At 67.1% G+C, this 17352-nt stretch carries 14 protein-coding genes; 4 read left to right on the top strand and 10 right to left on the bottom strand.

The window, feature by feature from the left end:
- Positions 1-7: 7 nt before the first annotated feature.
- The 10 genes from G6N34_RS06575 to G6N34_RS06530 all read right to left on the bottom strand — a co-directional run bounded on the left by G6N34_RS06575 (position 8) and on the right by G6N34_RS06530 (position 9774).
- A complete protein-coding gene (locus tag G6N34_RS06575) occupies positions 8-844 on the bottom strand; it encodes an ABC transporter permease (protein WP_163645341.1) in 837 nt (278 codons plus the stop codon).
- Entirely contained in the window at positions 841-1704 is an 864-nt protein-coding gene (locus G6N34_RS06570) for an ABC transporter permease (protein WP_163645339.1), read from the bottom strand. The genes G6N34_RS06575 and G6N34_RS06570 overlap by 4 nt, the downstream gene beginning before the upstream one ends.
- Positions 1701-2840 (bottom strand): ABC transporter substrate-binding protein, encoded by a 1140-nt coding sequence (locus G6N34_RS06565; RefSeq protein WP_085153042.1) that lies wholly within the window; start codon positions 2838-2840, stop codon positions 1701-1703. Before G6N34_RS06565 ends, G6N34_RS06570 begins: the two co-directional genes overlap by 4 nt.
- On the bottom strand, positions 2837-3961 hold the full coding sequence (locus G6N34_RS06560; protein WP_085153040.1) for an ABC transporter ATP-binding protein: 1125 nt from the start codon (positions 3959-3961) through the stop codon (positions 2837-2839). The genes G6N34_RS06565 and G6N34_RS06560 overlap by 4 nt, the downstream gene beginning before the upstream one ends.
- Before the next feature lie 181 nt (positions 3962-4142).
- The gene (locus tag G6N34_RS06555; RefSeq protein ID WP_085153038.1) at positions 4143-5102 is read right to left on the bottom strand and encodes an isopenicillin N synthase family dioxygenase; all 960 of its coding nucleotides are present in this window, start codon (positions 5100-5102) and stop codon (positions 4143-4145) included.
- On the bottom strand, positions 5103-5546 hold the full coding sequence (locus G6N34_RS06550; protein WP_109788554.1) for a nucleoside deaminase: 444 nt from the start codon (positions 5544-5546) through the stop codon (positions 5103-5105). It abuts the gene before it with no gap.
- The gene (locus G6N34_RS06545; protein WP_085153034.1) at positions 5543-6937 is read right to left on the bottom strand and encodes a purine-cytosine permease family protein; all 1395 of its coding nucleotides are present in this window, start codon (positions 6935-6937) and stop codon (positions 5543-5545) included. The genes G6N34_RS06550 and G6N34_RS06545 overlap by 4 nt, the downstream gene beginning before the upstream one ends.
- 74 nt (positions 6938-7011) lie before the next feature.
- Positions 7012-7953, bottom strand: a complete 942-nt coding sequence (locus tag G6N34_RS06540) for an SAM-dependent methyltransferase (RefSeq protein ID WP_133057781.1) — start codon at positions 7951-7953, stop codon at positions 7012-7014.
- Positions 7954-8028: 75 nt separating this feature from the next.
- Positions 8029-8994: an oxygenase MpaB family protein gene (locus G6N34_RS06535; protein WP_085153030.1), complete on the bottom strand. Its 966-nt coding sequence runs from the start codon at positions 8992-8994 to the stop codon at positions 8029-8031.
- A 162-nt stretch (positions 8995-9156) separates the two neighbouring features.
- Complete coding sequence (locus tag G6N34_RS06530) at positions 9157-9774, bottom strand: mycothiol-dependent nitroreductase Rv2466c family protein (RefSeq protein WP_085153307.1); 618 nt, start codon at positions 9772-9774, stop codon at positions 9157-9159.
- Positions 9775-9912: 138 nt separating this feature from the next.
- On the opposite strand from G6N34_RS06530, the gene pepN reads away from it, so the two are divergent.
- The 4 genes from pepN (at position 9913) to G6N34_RS06510 (ending at position 17346) form a co-directional block, all read left to right on the top strand.
- Complete coding sequence (gene pepN, locus G6N34_RS06525) at positions 9913-12501, top strand: aminopeptidase N (RefSeq protein ID WP_085153028.1); 2589 nt, start codon at positions 9913-9915, stop codon at positions 12499-12501.
- 135 nt (positions 12502-12636) lie between these two features.
- Positions 12637-13443: a biotin/lipoyl-containing protein gene (locus G6N34_RS06520; protein WP_163645337.1), complete on the top strand. Its 807-nt coding sequence runs from the start codon at positions 12637-12639 to the stop codon at positions 13441-13443.
- Positions 13440-15179, top strand: coding sequence for an ATP-binding cassette domain-containing protein (locus G6N34_RS06515; RefSeq protein WP_163645335.1), 1740 nt, complete (start codon positions 13440-13442; stop codon positions 15177-15179). The genes G6N34_RS06520 and G6N34_RS06515 overlap by 4 nt, the downstream gene beginning before the upstream one ends.
- Positions 15172-17346, top strand: coding sequence for an ATP-binding cassette domain-containing protein (locus G6N34_RS06510; protein ID WP_163645333.1), 2175 nt, complete (start codon positions 15172-15174; stop codon positions 17344-17346). The genes G6N34_RS06515 and G6N34_RS06510 overlap by 8 nt, the downstream gene beginning before the upstream one ends.
- Positions 17347-17352 lie beyond the last annotated feature (6 nt).

Here is a 17352-nt window from a genome sequence, read left to right as displayed (position 1 = left end):
TACTTCGTCAGATCAGCACCTCGTCGCGACCTGCGGCGGTCCGGACGCGGGACACCAGCACCCCGAGCACACCGAGGCCGACAGAGATCAACAGGAACAGCGTGCCGATGGCGTTGACCTCGGGGGTGACGCCGACTTTGAGCATGCCGTAGACGTAGACCGGCAGCGGTGGAGTCCCCGTTCCGGTGGTGAACATCGAGGTCACGAAGTCGTCGAACGACAGGACGAACACCAGAAGCGCCGCCCCCAACAGGGTCGGTCGCAGCTGCGGCAGGACCACCAGCCACAGCGTCGTCCACGGTCCCGCCCCCAGGTCGCGGGCGGCCTCCTCGACGTCCCGCTCCATCCGGGCCAGGCGCGCGCGCACCATCAGCACGACATACGAGATGGCGAACGTCACATGTCCGAGTGCCACGGTCCAGAGCGACAGCGGCACCGCCACACTGGTGAACAGCAGCAGCAGCGAGAACCCGAAGGACACCTCCGGTGTCACGAGGACCAGCGTGACCAGCAGCATGGCGGGCGTCTGGGTGCGCCGACCGAGTCGGTCCAACGCGAAGGCCAACGCGGTGCCCAGCACCACCGCCCCGACGACGGCGATGAGCGCGATCCGCACGCTCACCAGGGCCGAAGCCCACATCGCGGTGTTGCCGAGGGCGTCGCCGTACCAGCGGAGGCTCAGTTCGCCGAAGGACGCGAACGATCGCTTGGAGTTCAGCGAGTACACGATCACGACGGCGACGGGCAGATAAAGGAAAGCCAACACCAGGATCGGCGCGACCAACAGCGCTCCCGGTCCGCCCGCGCCGAGCCTGCGCCGTTGCCGGGGCGTCAAAGTGCTCACCATGGCCTCCTGACGGCCAGCGTCGCGAACCGCACTCCCCCGTAGCCGACCGCGATCACCGCCAGCAGCAGCACCGAGAGCACCGCACCGAATGGCAGCGAACCCTGGCTGTTCACCTGGTCCTGGATCAGGTTGCCGATCATGTACTGGTCGGCACCGCCCAGCAGCGATGCGGTGGCCCAGTCGCCGAGGGACAGCACGAACACCAGGCCAGACGCGATCGCCACACCCGCGCGGGTCTCGGGAAGCGCGACGTGCCAGAAGACCGCGCGGCGGGACCCGTACAGGTCTCGACCGGCCTCGAGCACACGCGGATCGAGGCGGTCGATGGCGGCGTACATCGGCAGGATCGCCAAGGGCAGGTAGTTGTAGACCAGTCCGGTGACGACCGCACCCGACGTACCCAACAGCCGAAATCCGTTGTCCCCCAGGCCTACTTCCCGCAGCAGCGCGTTGGCCAGGCCGCCGTCGGCCAGCAGCTGCTGCCAGGCGTAGATCCGGATGATGTAGCTGACCAGCCACGGCACCAGGACCGCGAGGACAAGCGCCGTCCGCCAGCGGCCGCCGTAGCGTGCGATCACGTAGGCGGTCGGATAGCCGACGACCAGACACACCGCGGTGGCGATCGCCGCGTAGGAGACCGACCGCCACACGATGGGCAGGATCACCCCGTCGAAGGCCAACTCGTAGTTCGCGGTCGACCAGCCGTAGAGGATCCGTCCCACGGCGTCGGTCGAACCGACCGACGCCGCGACGACGAACCCGAACGGCACGACGAACAGCAGCAGCAGCCACACCGTCCCCGGCAGCGCCAACAGCCGAGGCACCCTCCGGCCGTCGGCCGGCGCGGGTGGGGTCACGCAGCGCGCACCTTGGTCCACGCCTGCTGCCAGCGCTGCGCGGTCTGCTGGTCGAGAGGCCTGGTCCAGCGGGAGAAGTCCGCGATGGACGCCTCGTCGACCTGCAGCCAGGGAATGTCCTTGGTCAGGTCCGCGTAGGCGGCCAGGCCCGCTGTCGTCGGGATCGGGTAGGCGATGGTGTCGACGTTCTTCTTGGCGTTCTCCGGGCGCAGCAGCCAGTCCAGGAACAGTGTCGCCGTCCCGGGGTGCTTGGCCGAGGCCGGAATGGTCCAGAAGTCGCTGCCGCTGTAGCCGCCCTCCTTCGCCGGGGCCCAACCCAGCGTCTCGGGCTGGGCGAGTTCCTTGTACGCCAGGTACATGTTTCCGGCCCAGGCGAAGCCCAACCAGGAGTCGCCGGATTCGACCTTGGTCTGCGACTGCTGCGTGGTGAATCCGCCCAACTTCGGCTTGAGTTCGATGAGCGCGGCGGCGGCCTCGTCGATCTGGCTCGGGTCGCTCGACTGCACGGGGTGTCCGAGTGCGCCGAGCGCGACGCCGATCGTGTAGGTCGGGTCGTCGAACAGGAAGATGTGGCCGTCGGCCTGCTCCGGGGCGTCCCAGAACGCACGGTAGCTCGGCTGCGGGTCGGGCACGCGGTTGGTCAGCCACTGAATTCCCGCGTCGCCGTAGGCGTATGGACCGCCGAGGTGACGTGCGATCTGCTCGTTGAGTTTCTCGTCGTCGGTCAGCTGCGGGTTCTGGAACGCCGCCGGGATCTGGTCGAGGTTCTCGAAGAGGTCGTGGTTGACCGGTTGCAGGAGCCCGTTCTGCGTCAGGCGCGGCAGGTCCTGCGACGCGGTCACCGTCACGTCGTAGGGCTGACCGGCCGCCAGCTTCTTGTGCAGGTCGGCGAAGCTGCTGAAGTAGGTCTGGTTGACCTTGACGCCGTACTCCTGCTCGAAGCCGGAGATGACCTCGTCGGAGATGTAGCCCTCCCAGTTGATGTAGTCGAGGTCGCCGTCGACCTTCGCCTCAGTGACCGGCGAGGTGGAGGAGGTGGTGTTGCCGCTGCCGCCGCTGCAGGCCGCGAGATAGAAGCCGGCCAGAGCGGCGCCGCCGGTGGCCAGGAAAGTGCGGCGGGTGTGCACACGTGTCATACGAATGTCCTGTCGTCGAAGTGGGGTGAAACGGTTCGGGATTCGGGGATCAGTACGGCGTGCGCCGCCGGCCACGACGCCCACCACTGCTCGCCCGGTGCCGGGGACGGCCCGTCGCCGTCGGGGCGGACCGCGACAAGCTCGGTGCCGTCGGCGCGCTTGAGCAGGTAGCGGGTGACCGCACCGTGGAAGGCGACGTCGGTGACGGTGGCCCGGATGAACGAGTCGTCAGCGGCGGGTGTCTGGTGCAGCGAGATGTGTTCGGGCCGAATGGTGAAGGTGACGGATGTGCCCGCGGCCAGGTCGTCATCGGGCAGTTCGATGTGCTCGTCGTCGCCGGTCCGGAGCACGGCGCGATCGTCCCGGCGCCCCGTGACCACACCGTCGACCACGTTGGAGACACCGATGAACGACGCCACGAATCGGGTTGCGGGCCTGCGGTAGATCTCGCGCGGAGAACCGATCTGCTCGACGGCGCCCTCGTTGAGCACCGCGATGCGGTCCGACATCGACAGCGCCTCACCCTGATCATGGGTGACGTAGACGAAGGTGACACCGGTCTCGCGCTGGATCCTGCCGAGTTCGACCTGCATGCTTTCCCGCAACTGCAGGTCGAGCGCACCGAGGGGTTCGTCGAGCAGCAGCACCTTGGGCTGGTTGACCAGCGCCCGAGCCAGCGCGACGCGCTGCTGCTGACCGCCGGACAGCGACCGCGGCCGCCGTGACTCGAACCCCGTCAGCGCCACCATCTCCAGCGCTTCGCCGACGCGACGCCGAATCTCCTGCCTACCAGTCCTTCTGCGGCGCAGGCCGAACGCGACGTTGTCCCACACCGACAGATGCTCGAACAGCGCATAGCCCTGGAACACGAGGTTCACGTCGCGGCGTTCGGGTGGCTGCGCGGTGATGTCCTCACCGTCGAGCAGCACTGACCCGCTGCTGGGGATTTCGAGTCCCGCGATCATCCGCAGCGTCGTCGACTTGCCGCATCCCGACGGGCCCAGCAGGGAGAAGAACTCGCCGGGCGCAAGCGCAAAACTGGTGGGGTGCACGGCCGTCGCCTCGCCGTGCGAGCCCTGATACCGCTTGGTGAGGTCTCGGACCTCCAGTCGCGGCGTCACAGGACAGTCGGAACTGCTGCCCCCAGTGCGGAATGAACAGTGCGCCAAGCCCCCTCGCGCACGACGCGCGGGCCACGGCCCGCGCTCGGTATCATCTGCGTAGTCATCGCCGGTGACCGTAGTGCACGAATTACGCTGGCAGAACTGTTCAAATCACCGCGACAAGAAGTCGCGGTGCGACCTACCCGACCGTGATGGCGTCGAGGCGTTCCTTGATGAAGTCAGCCGAGACCACCGGAGCCAGGCCCTCGACCCGCCCGATCGGCGGCGCCAAGGGGTGCACCAGGGCGTCGTGGTTGGCCTCGTAGAAGTAGATCAAGGACACCAGGTCCTCCTCCGGGGCCTCCGGTTGCGGCGGCAGCACGCGGTGTCGTCCCGACGGCCAGCGCTGACCGCTCCAGTACTCCAGCAGGTCGCCGATGTTGACCGTCAGCGCACCCGGCTGCCACGGGGCGTCCTCCCAGCCGTTCTGCTCGGAGTACACCTGAAGACCGCCGGCACCGGGTTCGCGGTCGAGCACCGTGACGGTGCCGAAGTCGGTGTGCGGCCCGATGCGGAACTGGCCGGGTTCGGGCTCACCGACGACAGTCATCGGCGGGTAGTGGTTGATGTTCATCGTCCAGGTGGGCCGGCTTGCGAGGTCCACGAACGGATTCTGCGGCAGCTTCAGCGCGTGGGCGAACAGCGCCAGCAGATCGTCGGAGACCCGGCGCATCTCGGCGGTGTACTCCTCGACCAGGCCCTGCAGGTGGGACACCTCGGTCGGCCAGACGTTGGGCGCGAACCAGATTCGGTCGACGTCCGGGTCACCGGTCGCGGTCTCGGCGCCCAGGCTGAAGCTCTCCTTGAGATCCGGCGGCGTCTCGGTGCCCTCGGCGTAGGCGTTGGCCTCCGCGCCGGGCCCGATCCAGCCGTGCCCGCCGACGGGCACCGAGTAGCGCTGCTTGACCTCATCGGGCAGTGCGAAGAACTCGCGACTGGCGGACCGGACTCGGGCCGCCAGGTCTGGGTCGACACCGTGGCCGGTGATCACGATGAACCCGGCGCGCTGCAGGCCCTCATCCACATCGACGGCCAACGCGTCGGCCTCGGCGCCACCGGCATACCAGCGCGAGATGTCGACCGTCGCAATGGCACTCATTCAGGACACTCCAATGTCTTCATTCCACAGTTCGGGACGGGCGGTGATGAACTCCTCCATCATCGTGACGCACCGTTCGTCGTCGAGCAGCGTGATCCCGACGCCGTGCTCGGCCAGCCAGTCATGGCCACCGGTGAAGGTGCGACTCTCGCCGATCACGACTGCCCCGATGTTGAACTGGCGCACCAGTCCGCTGCAGTACCAGCACGGCGACAGCGTGGTGACCATGATGGTCGACCGGTAGTCACGCTGGCGTCCCGCGTTGCGGAACGCGTCGGTCTCGCCGTGCACCGACGGGTCGTCGTCCTGGACTCGCTTGTTGTGGCCGCTGCCCAGCAGTGTCCCGTCCGCGCTGAACAGTGCGGCTCCGATCGGAATACCGCCCTCCGCCAGACCTTTTCGGGCCTCGGCGACGGCGACTTCAAGCATCTCCTCAGGTGTCACAACGCAACTCGTTCCGCTTCGATCTTGGCTCGGCAGAACACAAGGTAGCACCCGGCGGCGAGCACGAATCCGACGAAGAAGGTGATGTCGCCCAGTTCCGGAACGGCCCGCACGACGAAGCCGACGAACCGCTCCTGATTGCAGAACAGCAGCACCGACACCACCAGTCCGATCAGGAACGACGCCAGGCCCGGCCAGTTGGTGTAACTGCGGTCGTACAGGAAGCCTTCGACTCGGTGCCCACGGCGCAGATACTGGTCGGCGAACACCACGCCGAGCCAGGGCCCGATCCAGTACGCGATGAGCAGCAGGAACGCCTCATAGCTGGCGGCGGCGTCGGCCAGGGCCCACCACGCGATGAGGAATCCGGCCACGCCGAAGAACACCGTCGCCAGGGCGCGCGCGATGTGGGCGGGCAGTTTGATACCCGTGGTGACGAATGCCATTGCGCCCGAGTACACATTGATGGCGTTGGCCGCAATGGCCCCGATCGCGATGGCCAGCAGCGTGGCACTGGCCAACCATTCGGGCAGTGAACTGGTGAACGCGTCGGTCGGGTTGTCGGTGGCGTCGGTCGCGATGGTGACCGACGCGGCGCCGACGATCGCCAGCGTCGTGCACGCCAGGAACAGGCCGGTGGCGGCGAAGAACCCGGTGCGGACCGGCGAGACGGTCTTCGGCAGGTAGCGACTGAAGTCGGCCGCGTAGGGGGCCCAGCCGGCGACGTAGCCGAACGTCGTGCCCACGGTCAGCAGGAAGCCGCCGAGTCCGCCGACCCCGTCCTCGAAGGCCGGCGCGCCGAGGTCCGACTTGCCCAGGATCGCCACCGAGGCGAGCGCGAAGATCACGGCCAGCACCGGGAAGGCGAAGCGTTCGAACGCCTGCACCAGGTTGTGCCCGAAGAAGGCCAGCGAGGTCTGGATGAGGACCACCACCACGAGGGCGGGCAGCGGTCCGATGCCGAACAGGGTCGAGAGTGCGAAGGCACCGCTGACGCTGTTGGTCGCGAACCAGCCCACTCCGGCGGTGATCGACATCAGGGTCGACGGCACCGCGTTGCCCTTGAACCCGAACGGCAGACGGCCCAACACCATCTGGGGCACACCGTGCCGGGGTCCGCGCGCGGACAGGACGCCGTGCGCGAGGACGCCGAGGCCGGCGCCGAGCAGGATGCCCGCGGCGGCCTGCCAGAAGTTCATTCCGTAGTAGGCGACCGCGAGCACGCCGAGGAAGATCGTGGCGAATTCAAGGTTGGGCGACGCCCACGTCCAAACCAGTTGGCTGGGCCTGCCGTGCCGGTCGGCGTCGGCGATGAACTCGTTGCCACCGGGTTCGACCGCGATGATGCGGTCTCGGTAGGTGCCGTCGGTGGTCGGTTCGGGCGCTGTCATGCGAGCACTCTGGACCGATCTTGAATCCGCCGCAACCGGAATCGTTGTTTTTCGGGGCTGTTAGGGCGAAAGTCTCAGTCGAGACGCTTTGCTTCGACGAAATCGCTGCTGAGGGCATCGGCGCTCACGCTCGCCGCGGCGGGCCTGCCCAGCGCCGCCATCGCGTCGACGGACGGCAGCACACTGACCTCCCATCCACGCTCACGCAGCCAGGCGCTGACGTCGATGCGCTCGCCGGTGAAGAAGAGATCCTTCTGATAGATCCGTCCGTCGTCACCGTCCGCCTCCAGGCCCGATCTCGCTGCCCGGTCCAACTGTTCGAAGGCCTGCTCCAGCGCCGCGTCGCCGTAGAACTCGGGTCGATACACATCGACGATCAGTCGACTCCCGGACGCGCTCAGGCCGTCGATCCGATCGAACAGGCTGCCCTGTGCCTCCGGGGGCAGGTACGGCAGCAGACCCTCGGCCGACCATGCGGTCGGATCGCTCTGTTGAAAACCCGCCGCCCGCAACGCCTTCGGCCAGTCGCCACGCAGGTCGATCGGCACTGACGTGTCATAGGCCACGGGGACGACCTTCGGTCCCAGCGCCGCTTCCTTGAACCTCAGCACCTCGGGTTGGTCGATCTCGAACACCGAGCAGCCACGCAGCGCGTCGAGGCGCCAGGCTCGGGTGTCCAGACCCGCGGCGAGAATGACGAACTGGCGCACACCGGCCACAGCGGCGTTGACGACGAAGTCGTCGAAGCACTTTGTGCGGGTGGCCGCGTAGTTCGTCATGGTCTGGACGAACTCCACCAGGGCGGGGTCGGAGTCGCTGAAGTCCTCGGGCATGCGTCCGCCGTGTGTGACCGTCATGCCCCGTTCAGCCGCGGCGTCCAGGAACCGTTGAGCGTAGGGGTCGACGAAAAGCGGTGACCCCGCGGCGCTTTCGTAGGCTCTGACAGCCGCCGCCCCCAGTGCGGTGGCTCCGACGCTCTCGTCGACTTCCCACCTGTCGTCGCTGTCCCTCACCATCTCGCCCCCCGCGATGTGGATCACCTCGGGTGATCATCGCAGGTGGGTGCCCCGAGGGTCGCGCAATGGCTAGTCTCAGACGGACTTGCGCAAGCGCGCCCTGGCGAGCCTGCGCAGGCCGCCGCCGTCGCGGATGGGTGTGTCGATGACGTGCAGCCCACCCAGGACCGGTCGGCCCAGTCGCCGGCGCAGGCGGAAGTCGGCGATGTAGAGGCGATAGAAGAGCTGAAGGGCGAACGGGTTGATGACGGTGTCGAGCACCCGCAGCACCTTGAGGACACGCTGGAGTCGGCGCTCGTCGGCCGCGGTCCAGTCCCACCCCATCATGGCGCGGAACTCCGGCGGCAGCGTCGCCCGCGTCATGAACTGATACGCGGGGCCGCCGACGCGCGCGAGCGCGTAACCGATTGATCCCCAGGCCTCCCCCACGAACGTGAGGTCCGACAGCGTCTCGAACTCGTGGTGCACCACCGGGTCGATCGACAGCGCAGGAAGCGTCTCGTCCCACCGGCGCTGGTAATCCGCCCACGTCTGCGGCCATTCGCTGGACCGAACGTTGACTCCGGTCGCGAGCGGTTCGGCGGCGCGGGTCAGTTCATCCAGCGTGTGGTCGTCCAACGGGCCGTGCACCAGCGTGTACTGGTCGAGGTAGTACTTGAACAGGCACATGGCCACCCAGACCTGCAGTTCGCGGCTGTTGCCGCTGTACTTCACCGGACTGTCGGCCCGCGAATGGACCGCGGTGTGCACCTCGGCGACGGCCTCGCGCATGACCGCGCGGTCCTCGTCGCTGCCCATCACCGAGAGCGCGAGGTACTGGCCCGTCGTGCGGGCCCGCTTGAGTGGATACCGGCGCGGGCTACCGGAGTGGACTCGGCTCTCGCTGACGCCGTGACCGACCGGCGGCAGCGACAACTGCATGATGATGTTCGCCACGCCGTTGGTCAGGCCGACGGTGGTCATCAGGTCACGCAGCTCGCGCGGCGGCTGCCGGCGCGATGTCGTTCTCGACCCGATCTGTTCGATGGGACGCCCGCTCATAACAGCCCTCGCAATCTGATAACGAATGTTTTCAGATTGTGTGCACACCATCAGAAGGACGTCAATGCCCAGTTCGGTGGCCATTCCCTGGCCGCACCGCGACCTGCACAAACGAAGGCGGGCGCCGTTCAGCGAACGACGCCCGCAGTCAGGTCAAATCGGTCAGTCGAACTCGGGGCGCTCGGTCCTGGACCGCTTGAGTTCCCAGAAGTGCGGATACGACGCGAAGATCACCGACGCGTCCCACAGCTTTCCGGCCTCCTCGCCCCGGGGAATCCGCGACAGCACGGGACCGAAGAACGCCACGCCGTTGACGTGGATGGTCGGGGTGCCGACGTCCTCACCCACGGCGTCCATCCCGGCATGGTGGCTCTTCCGCAACGCCTCGTCGTACTTGTCGGTGGTCGCTGCCTCGGCCAACTCGGCGGGCAGGCCGACCTCGTCGAGGGCCTTGGCGATGACGTCGTCGAAGTCCTTGTTGTCCTGATTGTGGATCAGCGTGCCCATGGCGGTGTAGAGCGGCGCCAGGATCTCGGGCCCCTTGGACTGTTCGGCGGCGATCGCCACCCGCACCGGACCCCACGCCTTCTTCATGGCCTCCTGGTACTCCTCGGGCAGATCCCGGCCCTCGTTGAGCACCGCCAGGCTCATGACGTGGAACTTCACCTCAATGTCGCGGACCTTCTCGACCTCGAGAATCCAGCGCGAGGTGATCCAGCACCACGGACACAGCGGATCGAACCAGAATTCAGCAATATCTTTACCGTCTTTATTGGCCACAAGCGCATCCTTTCCGATCACAGCGCGTTGTCAACACCGCTTGGCACAACCCGGGGTACCCGATGTGTGTTCCCGCTCCCGCTGCGTAAGCTGCGCGAACCGCGTGGCGCGACGTCGCGCGGACTAAGGTTGAACAGCGTGGCACTTCCCAATCTGACCCGAGACCAGGCCGCCGAACGCGCCGCACTGGTCACCGTCGACAGCTACCGCGTCTCACTGGACCTCACCGACGGCGCAGGCGCGCCGAGCGAGAAGGTGTTCCGGTCGGTGACCACCGTCGAGTTCGACGCACTCGCCGGCGCCGACACCTACCTCGACATCGCCGCCGACAGGATCCACAGCGCGACCCTCAACGGGCATGACATCGACGTGTCCGGTTACGACGAGTCGACCGGCATCGCACTTCAGGGCCTGGCCGAACACAACGTCGTCGTCATCGACGCCGACTGCCGCTACTCCAACACCGGCGAGGGCCTGCACCGGTTCGTCGATCCGGTCGACGGCGAGGTGTACCTGTACTCGCAGTTCGAAACCGCCGACGCCAAGCGCATGTTCGCCTGTTTCGATCAGCCTGATCTCAAGGCCGCCTTCGACGTCCAAGTCACCGCACCCGCGCACTGGGAGGTCATCTCCAACGGCGCCACCACCCTGGTCGAGGACGCCGACGGCGGCGCCAAGCGGCACACCTTCGCCACCACGCCGCGGATGAGCACCTATCTGGCCGCGCTGATCGCAGGCCCGTACGCGGTGTGGCGCGACGTGTACTCCGACGAGCACGGCGAGATCCCGCTGGGCCTCTTCTGCCGCGCCTCACTGTCACAGCACATGGACGCCGAGCGACTGTTCACCGAGACCAAACAGGGATTCGGCTTCTACCACACGAACTTTGGCATCCCCTACGCGTTCGGCAAGTACGACCAGCTTTTCGTTCCGGAATTCAACGCGGGTGCCATGGAGAACGCCGGTGCGGTCACGTTCCTCGAGGACTACGTGTTCCGGTCCAAGGTCACGCGCTACCTCTACGAACGCCGCGCCGAGACCGTGCTGCACGAGATGGCCCACATGTGGTTCGGCGACCTCGTCACCATGACGTGGTGGGACGACCTGTGGCTCAACGAATCGTTCGCCACATTCGCCTCGGTGCTGTGCCAGGCCGACGCCACCGAGTACACGCAGGCGTGGACCACGTTCGCGACCGTCGAGAAGTCCTGGGCCTACCGGCAGGACCAACTGCCCTCGACGCATCCGGTGGCCGCCGACATTCCCGACCTGCACGCCGTCGAGGTGAACTTCGACGGCATCACCTACGCCAAGGGCGCCAGCGTGCTCAAGCAGTTGGTGGCCTACGTCGGGTTGGAGTCATTCCTCGCGGGCCTTCGGGATTACTTCCGCGAACACGCCTTCGACAACGCCACGTTCGGAGATCTGTTGGGCGCGTTGGAGAAGTCGTCCGGCCGCGATCTGTCCACCTGGGGCCAGCAGTGGCTCAAGACAACCGGCCTCAACACCCTGCGAGCCGACTTCGACGTCGACGCCGACGGCAAGTTCACCCGGTTCGCCATTGAGCAGAGTGGTGCCGCCCCAGGCGCCGGGGAGACTCGGGTGCACCGGTTGGCGGTCGGCATCTATGACGACGACAACACCGGCAAGCTGGTCCGTGTCCACCGCGAGGAGCTCGACGTCGAGGGACCCACCACCGAAGTTCCGGCCCTGCATGGTGTTTCGCGCGGCAAGCTGATCATCGTCAACGACGACGACCTGACCTACTGCTCGCTGCGCCTCGATCCGGACTCGCTGAACACGCTGCTGACCCGGATCGCCGACATCTCCGAGCCCCTGCCGCGGACGCTGGCCTGGTCGGCCGCCTGGGAGATGACCCGTGACGCCGAACTCAAGGCCCGCGACTTCGTGCAGTTGGTGATCGGCGGCATCGGCGCCGAGACCGAGGTGGGCGTCGCGCAGCGGCTCCTGCTGCAGGCGCAGACCGCGCTCGGTTCCTACGCCGAGCCCGGCTGGGCGAAGTCGACCGGCTGGCCGGCCTTCGGTGACCGACTGCTGGACCTGGCCCGCGAGTCCGCGCCGGGCTCGGATCATCAGCTCGCGTTCGTCAACGCGCTGTGCACCTCAGTGCTCTCGCCCAACCACGTCGCGGTGCTGGCGACGCTGCTGGACAACGAGCCCGCCGAGGTGAACCTGACCGGCCTGGTGATCGACACGGACCTGCGCTGGCGGATCGTCACCGCGTTGGCCGGTGCGGGCCAGATCGACGCCGACGGCACCGCGACACCCTTCATCGACGCCGAGGCCGCGACGGACAACACCGCCGCCGGCAAGCGCAGCGCCGCGGCGGCGGCAGCGGCCCGTCCGCAGCCGGCGGTCAAGGATGCGGCCTGGCAGGAGGTGGTCGAGGACGACACCTTGGCCAACATCACCGCGCGCTCGATCATCGGCGGTTTCGTGGCACCCGGGCAGGGCGAGATCCTGCGGGCGTTCACGGCGCGCTACTTCGAGGCCATCAGCGGGGTGTGGGAGCGCCGGTCCTCCGAGGTCGCTCAGACCGTGGTGATCGGGCTGTACCCGTCGTGGGACATCAGCTCCGAAGCCGTCGAGGCCGCCGACACGTTCCTGGCCGACCCGGAGGTACCGCCGGCACTGCGGCGCCTGGTACTCGAGGGCCGGGCCGGCGTGGTGCGTTCCCTCAAGGCACGGGAGTTCGACGCGGGATAGCCCTCAAACGCCGAAAGCCGCTTCTGCAGATCTGCAGAAGCGGCTTTCGGCGTTAGAAGGTCAGCGGGCGGCATGGCCGACACGAATCTCTCCGGAACAGAAACTGATTCTTCCGGAGCGTTAATAATGTCGGTTATGGCGACCTCCGCGACCGACGACATCCGCGACAGTCAGCCCAGTGATGCGGTGATCGCTCGACTTCCGGTCACCGACAGGAGGACCTGGCTCGGACTCGTCGCCGTGGCACTGCTGTTGGTGGCGGCCACGGCGTGGGCGGCCTTCGGTCGGACACCGGAGACGATCAACGGCAATGCCATGATCGTGCCGACCCACGGATTCATCGAAGTGGGAGCACCGACCGCGGGAACAGTCACCGCGGTACTGGTGGCCCCCGGACAAGAGGTCACCAGCGGCCAGACGGTCGTCACGCTCTCCGATCCCGACAGGGGTGAGCTCGACGTCAAGGCGCCGGCCGACGGCCTGGTCGGCACGGTGCTGGTGCATGCCGGCTCCACCGTCGGGGCGCTCAGCACACTGACGACGATCGACCCCACCATGGACGGCAACATCGCCGTCGCGTTCGTGCCGGCTGACCAGGGCACGCGAATCAGCCCGGGAATGCGGGCGAATGTGTCGCTGGCATCGGTCCCCAGTTCCGAATTCGGCACTGTCACAGGCACCGTCACCTCGGTGGCCGCACTGCCGGTGTCGGCCGCGCGGATCCAGCTGCTCGTCGGCGGCAACGAGCAGCTGCCGACCTACTTCCTTTCCGAGGGGCCCATGGTGGAAGTCGACGTGGCCCTCGACACCGACGCGGACTCCCCCAGCGGCTACGCATGGTCATTCGGTTCCGGCCCCGACAAGGAGATCACGACCGGGACACTGGCGCAGGTGTCGGTCATCCTCGGCACCAGCACGCTGCTCGAGAAGCTGGTCAAGTGAGACGCAGCCAGGCCAGTTCGGCACAGCTGCTGCGCCAGCACGTGGCCGCCTGTCCGTCTGCCTACGTCTACGCCGCCGTCGCGGGCCTGCTGATCACCGTTCCGGGGATCGCTGTGCCACTGCTGATTCGATCATTCATCGACCAGTACCTGATCGCCGGGAACGACGCCTGGCGGACACCCGTCCTGGTCGGCATGACCGCGGCGTTCACCTCGACTGCTGTGATCACCTGGCTGGTCTACGTCGTGCTGTCCCGATTCGCCGTCCGGCTCAGCGCAGCCCAGTCTGTGCAGTTCGCGTGGCATGTCCTGCGGCTGCCGATACCGACTGTCGAGAAGCTGGGCGCCGGTGGCCTGACGGCCCGCGCATCGTCATTGCAGCGGCAGGCATTCGCTGCGGGACTGCTGCTGCCGCTGACAGCCTTCGCTCTGGTCACGGTGGTCGTCTACGCGGTCGCCATCGTCGCCATCAACGTGGTGCTGGGCCTGGCCGGGATGACGGTGGTGATCGGCTCCAGCGTGCTGAGTTATGTGATGTTGCGGCGCCGTCGAGGCCTGCAGGCCCGATCGGACGCCGCCAAGGTGGCACTCTCAGCCGAGACCACCGGAATCGTCTCCAGCATCGAAACCATCAAGGCCGCCGCCTGGGAGCAGTGGGTGTTCGAACGCTGGAGTCGATCTCGATCAGCAGTGGGTACCACGACCTCAGCGTTGGCGATGGATGCCCAACGACTGGCACTGATTTCGCCCGTCACCCAAACCATCGGCCTGGGACTGGTGCTGGCACTGGGCGCCCACCTGGTGCTGATCGGCGAGTTGTCGCTGGGCACGCTGGTGGCCACTCAATCGCTGTTTCTGGCGATCCTTGTGCTGGCCGGCCAATTCCCCGGAGTCGGCGCATTGTTGGAGGCGGTCAACAGTGTGAGCCGTCAGTCCGCACACATCGAAGAGCTTCCCTTGGACCCGGAAGTCCTCGTCGACACTCCTGACCGTCTCGCCCCAGCACCAACCGCCCCGGTGTCGCTTGCCCTGCGCAATGTCACTTTCAGCTACGGCACCCAAGACGACACCTCAGCGCCACCGCTGTTCACCGACCTTTCACTGGACGTGCCGCCCGGCAGTTGGCTGGCCGTCGTCGGATCCAGTGGGAGCGGCAAGTCCACCCTGGCACGGCTGGTCGTCGGCGAGTTGCAGCCAGGGTCGGGAGTCATCGCGCTGGACGGTGTTTCGCGGCTGGCACTCCCACGCCGGTTCCGGGGGAACCGCGTGGGGTACGTACCGCAGCACCCAATACTGATGCCCGGCACCATTTCCGAGAACATCACGATGTTCGACGACTCCATCTCCACTGAGCAGATCAACCGGGCATTGGCCGACGCCTGTGTCGCCGACGCGATCAACTCCCGCCCCGCCGGACTTGCCGAACGGATCAGCGCCACCGGACACGGCTTCAGCGGCGGCGAACTGCAGCGCATCGCGATCGCCCGCGCCCTCGTTCGCGCGCCAGGGCTCCTCATCCTCGATGAGGCGACCAGCGCGCTGGATCCGGTGGTGGAAGCCGAGGTGGGCCAAGCACTGCGACAGCGTGGATGCACATGTCTGCTCATCGCCCATCGCCTGAGCACCGTGCGCGACGCGGACGAGATCATCGTCATGGAGCGCGGCCGGGTGGTCCAACGCGGCGCGTTCGATGAGCTTTCCACTGAAGGACAATTCGCGGAATTGGCATATGGCTGAACACATTCAACCGGATCGGTCGACGACGACCGGCGGTACTCTCGATGAGACCATCGAGGCCTTGACCGCGTTCGCCGAACCCTCAGTCCGCCGGGCGCCTCGGCGTTCCGACCAATTCGCCGACACGATGTCGGTGATCGGCGCAGCGCTGGAGCACCCTCAGGTCGACCCGTCGGAACCCACCGAACCCCTGCTGGCCGCGGTCGACGCCACGGCCGCGGCGTCGTCCTGGATGCACTGGCGGGTGCGTCTGCGCGGCAACTGGCGTGCCATGGTCCCCGGCCCGATGCTCGTCGAGACGGACGGCACACCCGCCGCCGTGGTGCCCTCGCGAACAGGGACGCTGCTGGTGCGCGGACCTGATCGACAGACCCGTCGGTTGGATCGCAATGCCGCGGGCGGAGTGTCGGCGGACGCGGTGGCATTCGCGATCGACCTCCCGGCGACAGCCCACTGGTGGTCGTTGGTGTTGTGGTCGCTGCGTCGACAGCGCCACGACGTCTGGCTGTACCTGGCGTTGGCGGTCACCAGCGGCCTGGGGGCACTCCTGTTGCCGGCCACCACCTCGGCTGTCTTCAACCTCGCCATCCCGCAGGGCCGAACCGATCTGGTGACAGTACTGTTGGCGGTGTTCGCCTCGGCGAGCGCGGCGGTTGCGGTGGTCTCGCTTCTGCGCGGATACCTGTTGGTCCGAATCCGTGACCGGATGGATCTGGTGCTGTCGCATGCGGTGACGGCCCGGCTGCTGCGCCTCAAGGCCGCCTTCTTCCGGTCCCGACCAGTCGGTGAAGTGGTCAGCCGCGCCACGGCTGATCAACAGGCGCGACAGTCGGTCGACGACGCCGTCGTATCCCTGCTGATCTCTTCGGTTTTCGGCCTGTCCAGCATCGGGTTCGTGTTTGCAGCCGGAGCCTCGGTCGGGATCGTGGTGGCGCTCACGGTGATCCTGGTGCTGGCCGGATCGGTCGCGGTGAACTGGAAGAAGCGCACGGTGTTGCCCGCACTGCTGGAACGGCGATCCAGCACCGACGCGATGCTGCTGTCCATCCTGCGCACGCTGGGAACGTGGCGGGTCACCGCACGCGAAGACCGGGCGTTGGTGCAATGGGCGCAGTTGCAGGGTGAGAGCACCCGGGTGATGGGACGCCAGCTGCGGTCAGTGTCCCTGAGTGCACCGATCACCAGCGCCGCGTCCACGGTGGTGCTGACCACCTTCGTGGCGGCCGTGGTGATTCTGCCGGTGGCTGCACTCGAACCCGGATCGGCAACTGCGCCAGGTGCTTTCCTAGCGATCTACACGGCACTCTCACAAGTCACCGTGGCGATGCTGGCGCTGAGTTCCAACCTGATCACGCTGTCGGAGTACGGTCCACAGCTTTCCCGGCTGAACCCCATTGTCGCCGCCGACGCCGAGAACCGACCGGACGTCGTGCATCCCGGACAGCTGACCGGAGCCCTGTCGATGCGAGAAGTCACGTTCGGCTACCGCACGGACAGGCCTCCGCTCTTCGAGAACCTGTCCCTCGATGTGCGACCCGGTGAGTTCGTTGCCGTCGTGGGCCCCTCAGGCAGTGGCAAATCGACCCTGATGCGACTGCTGCTCGGATTCGAGGAGCCGTGGTCCGGCGCCGTCTGCTACAACGGCACCGACTTGTCCCGATTGGACGTCGCCGCGGTTCGACGCCAGATCGGGGTGGTGCTGCAGTCCTCGGATCCGATGGGAACCACAGTCCGCGAATGCATCTGCGGTCCACGCCTCATCCCTGAGGACAGCATGCGGAAGCTGCTCACCGCCTGCGCACTGGAGGACAGCGTGGCCGGGATGCCGCTCGGTTTGGAAACCTCAGTGGGCGAAGGTGGTTCGGCGCTCAGCGGCGGGCAGCGCCAACGTCTGATGATCGCCGCCGCGCTGGCGGCCGACCCGGCGATCATCTTCCTGGACGAGGCGACCAGCGCACTCGACAATGCGACACAGGCCGTCGTGATGCGCACCATCACCGAATCGAGCGCGACCCGTGTGGTGATCGCCCACCGCCTCTCGACGGTCCGGCGGGCGGACCGCGTACTGGTGGTCGCCGACGGCGGCATCGCCGAGTCGGGGACACCGGAGGAACTTCTCGAGGCGGGCGGCCTCTTCTCCAAGCTGGCGGCACGCCAGCAGCTGTGAGGCAGG

Origin of the sequence: Mycolicibacterium confluentis (genome assembly GCF_010729895.1) — a bacterium.
Taxonomy (GTDB): Bacteria; Actinomycetota; Actinomycetes; order Mycobacteriales; family Mycobacteriaceae; genus Mycobacterium; species Mycobacterium confluentis.
The sequence above is the reverse complement of the archived record's forward strand: the minus strand, read 5'-3'. Positions and strand labels throughout refer to the sequence as shown.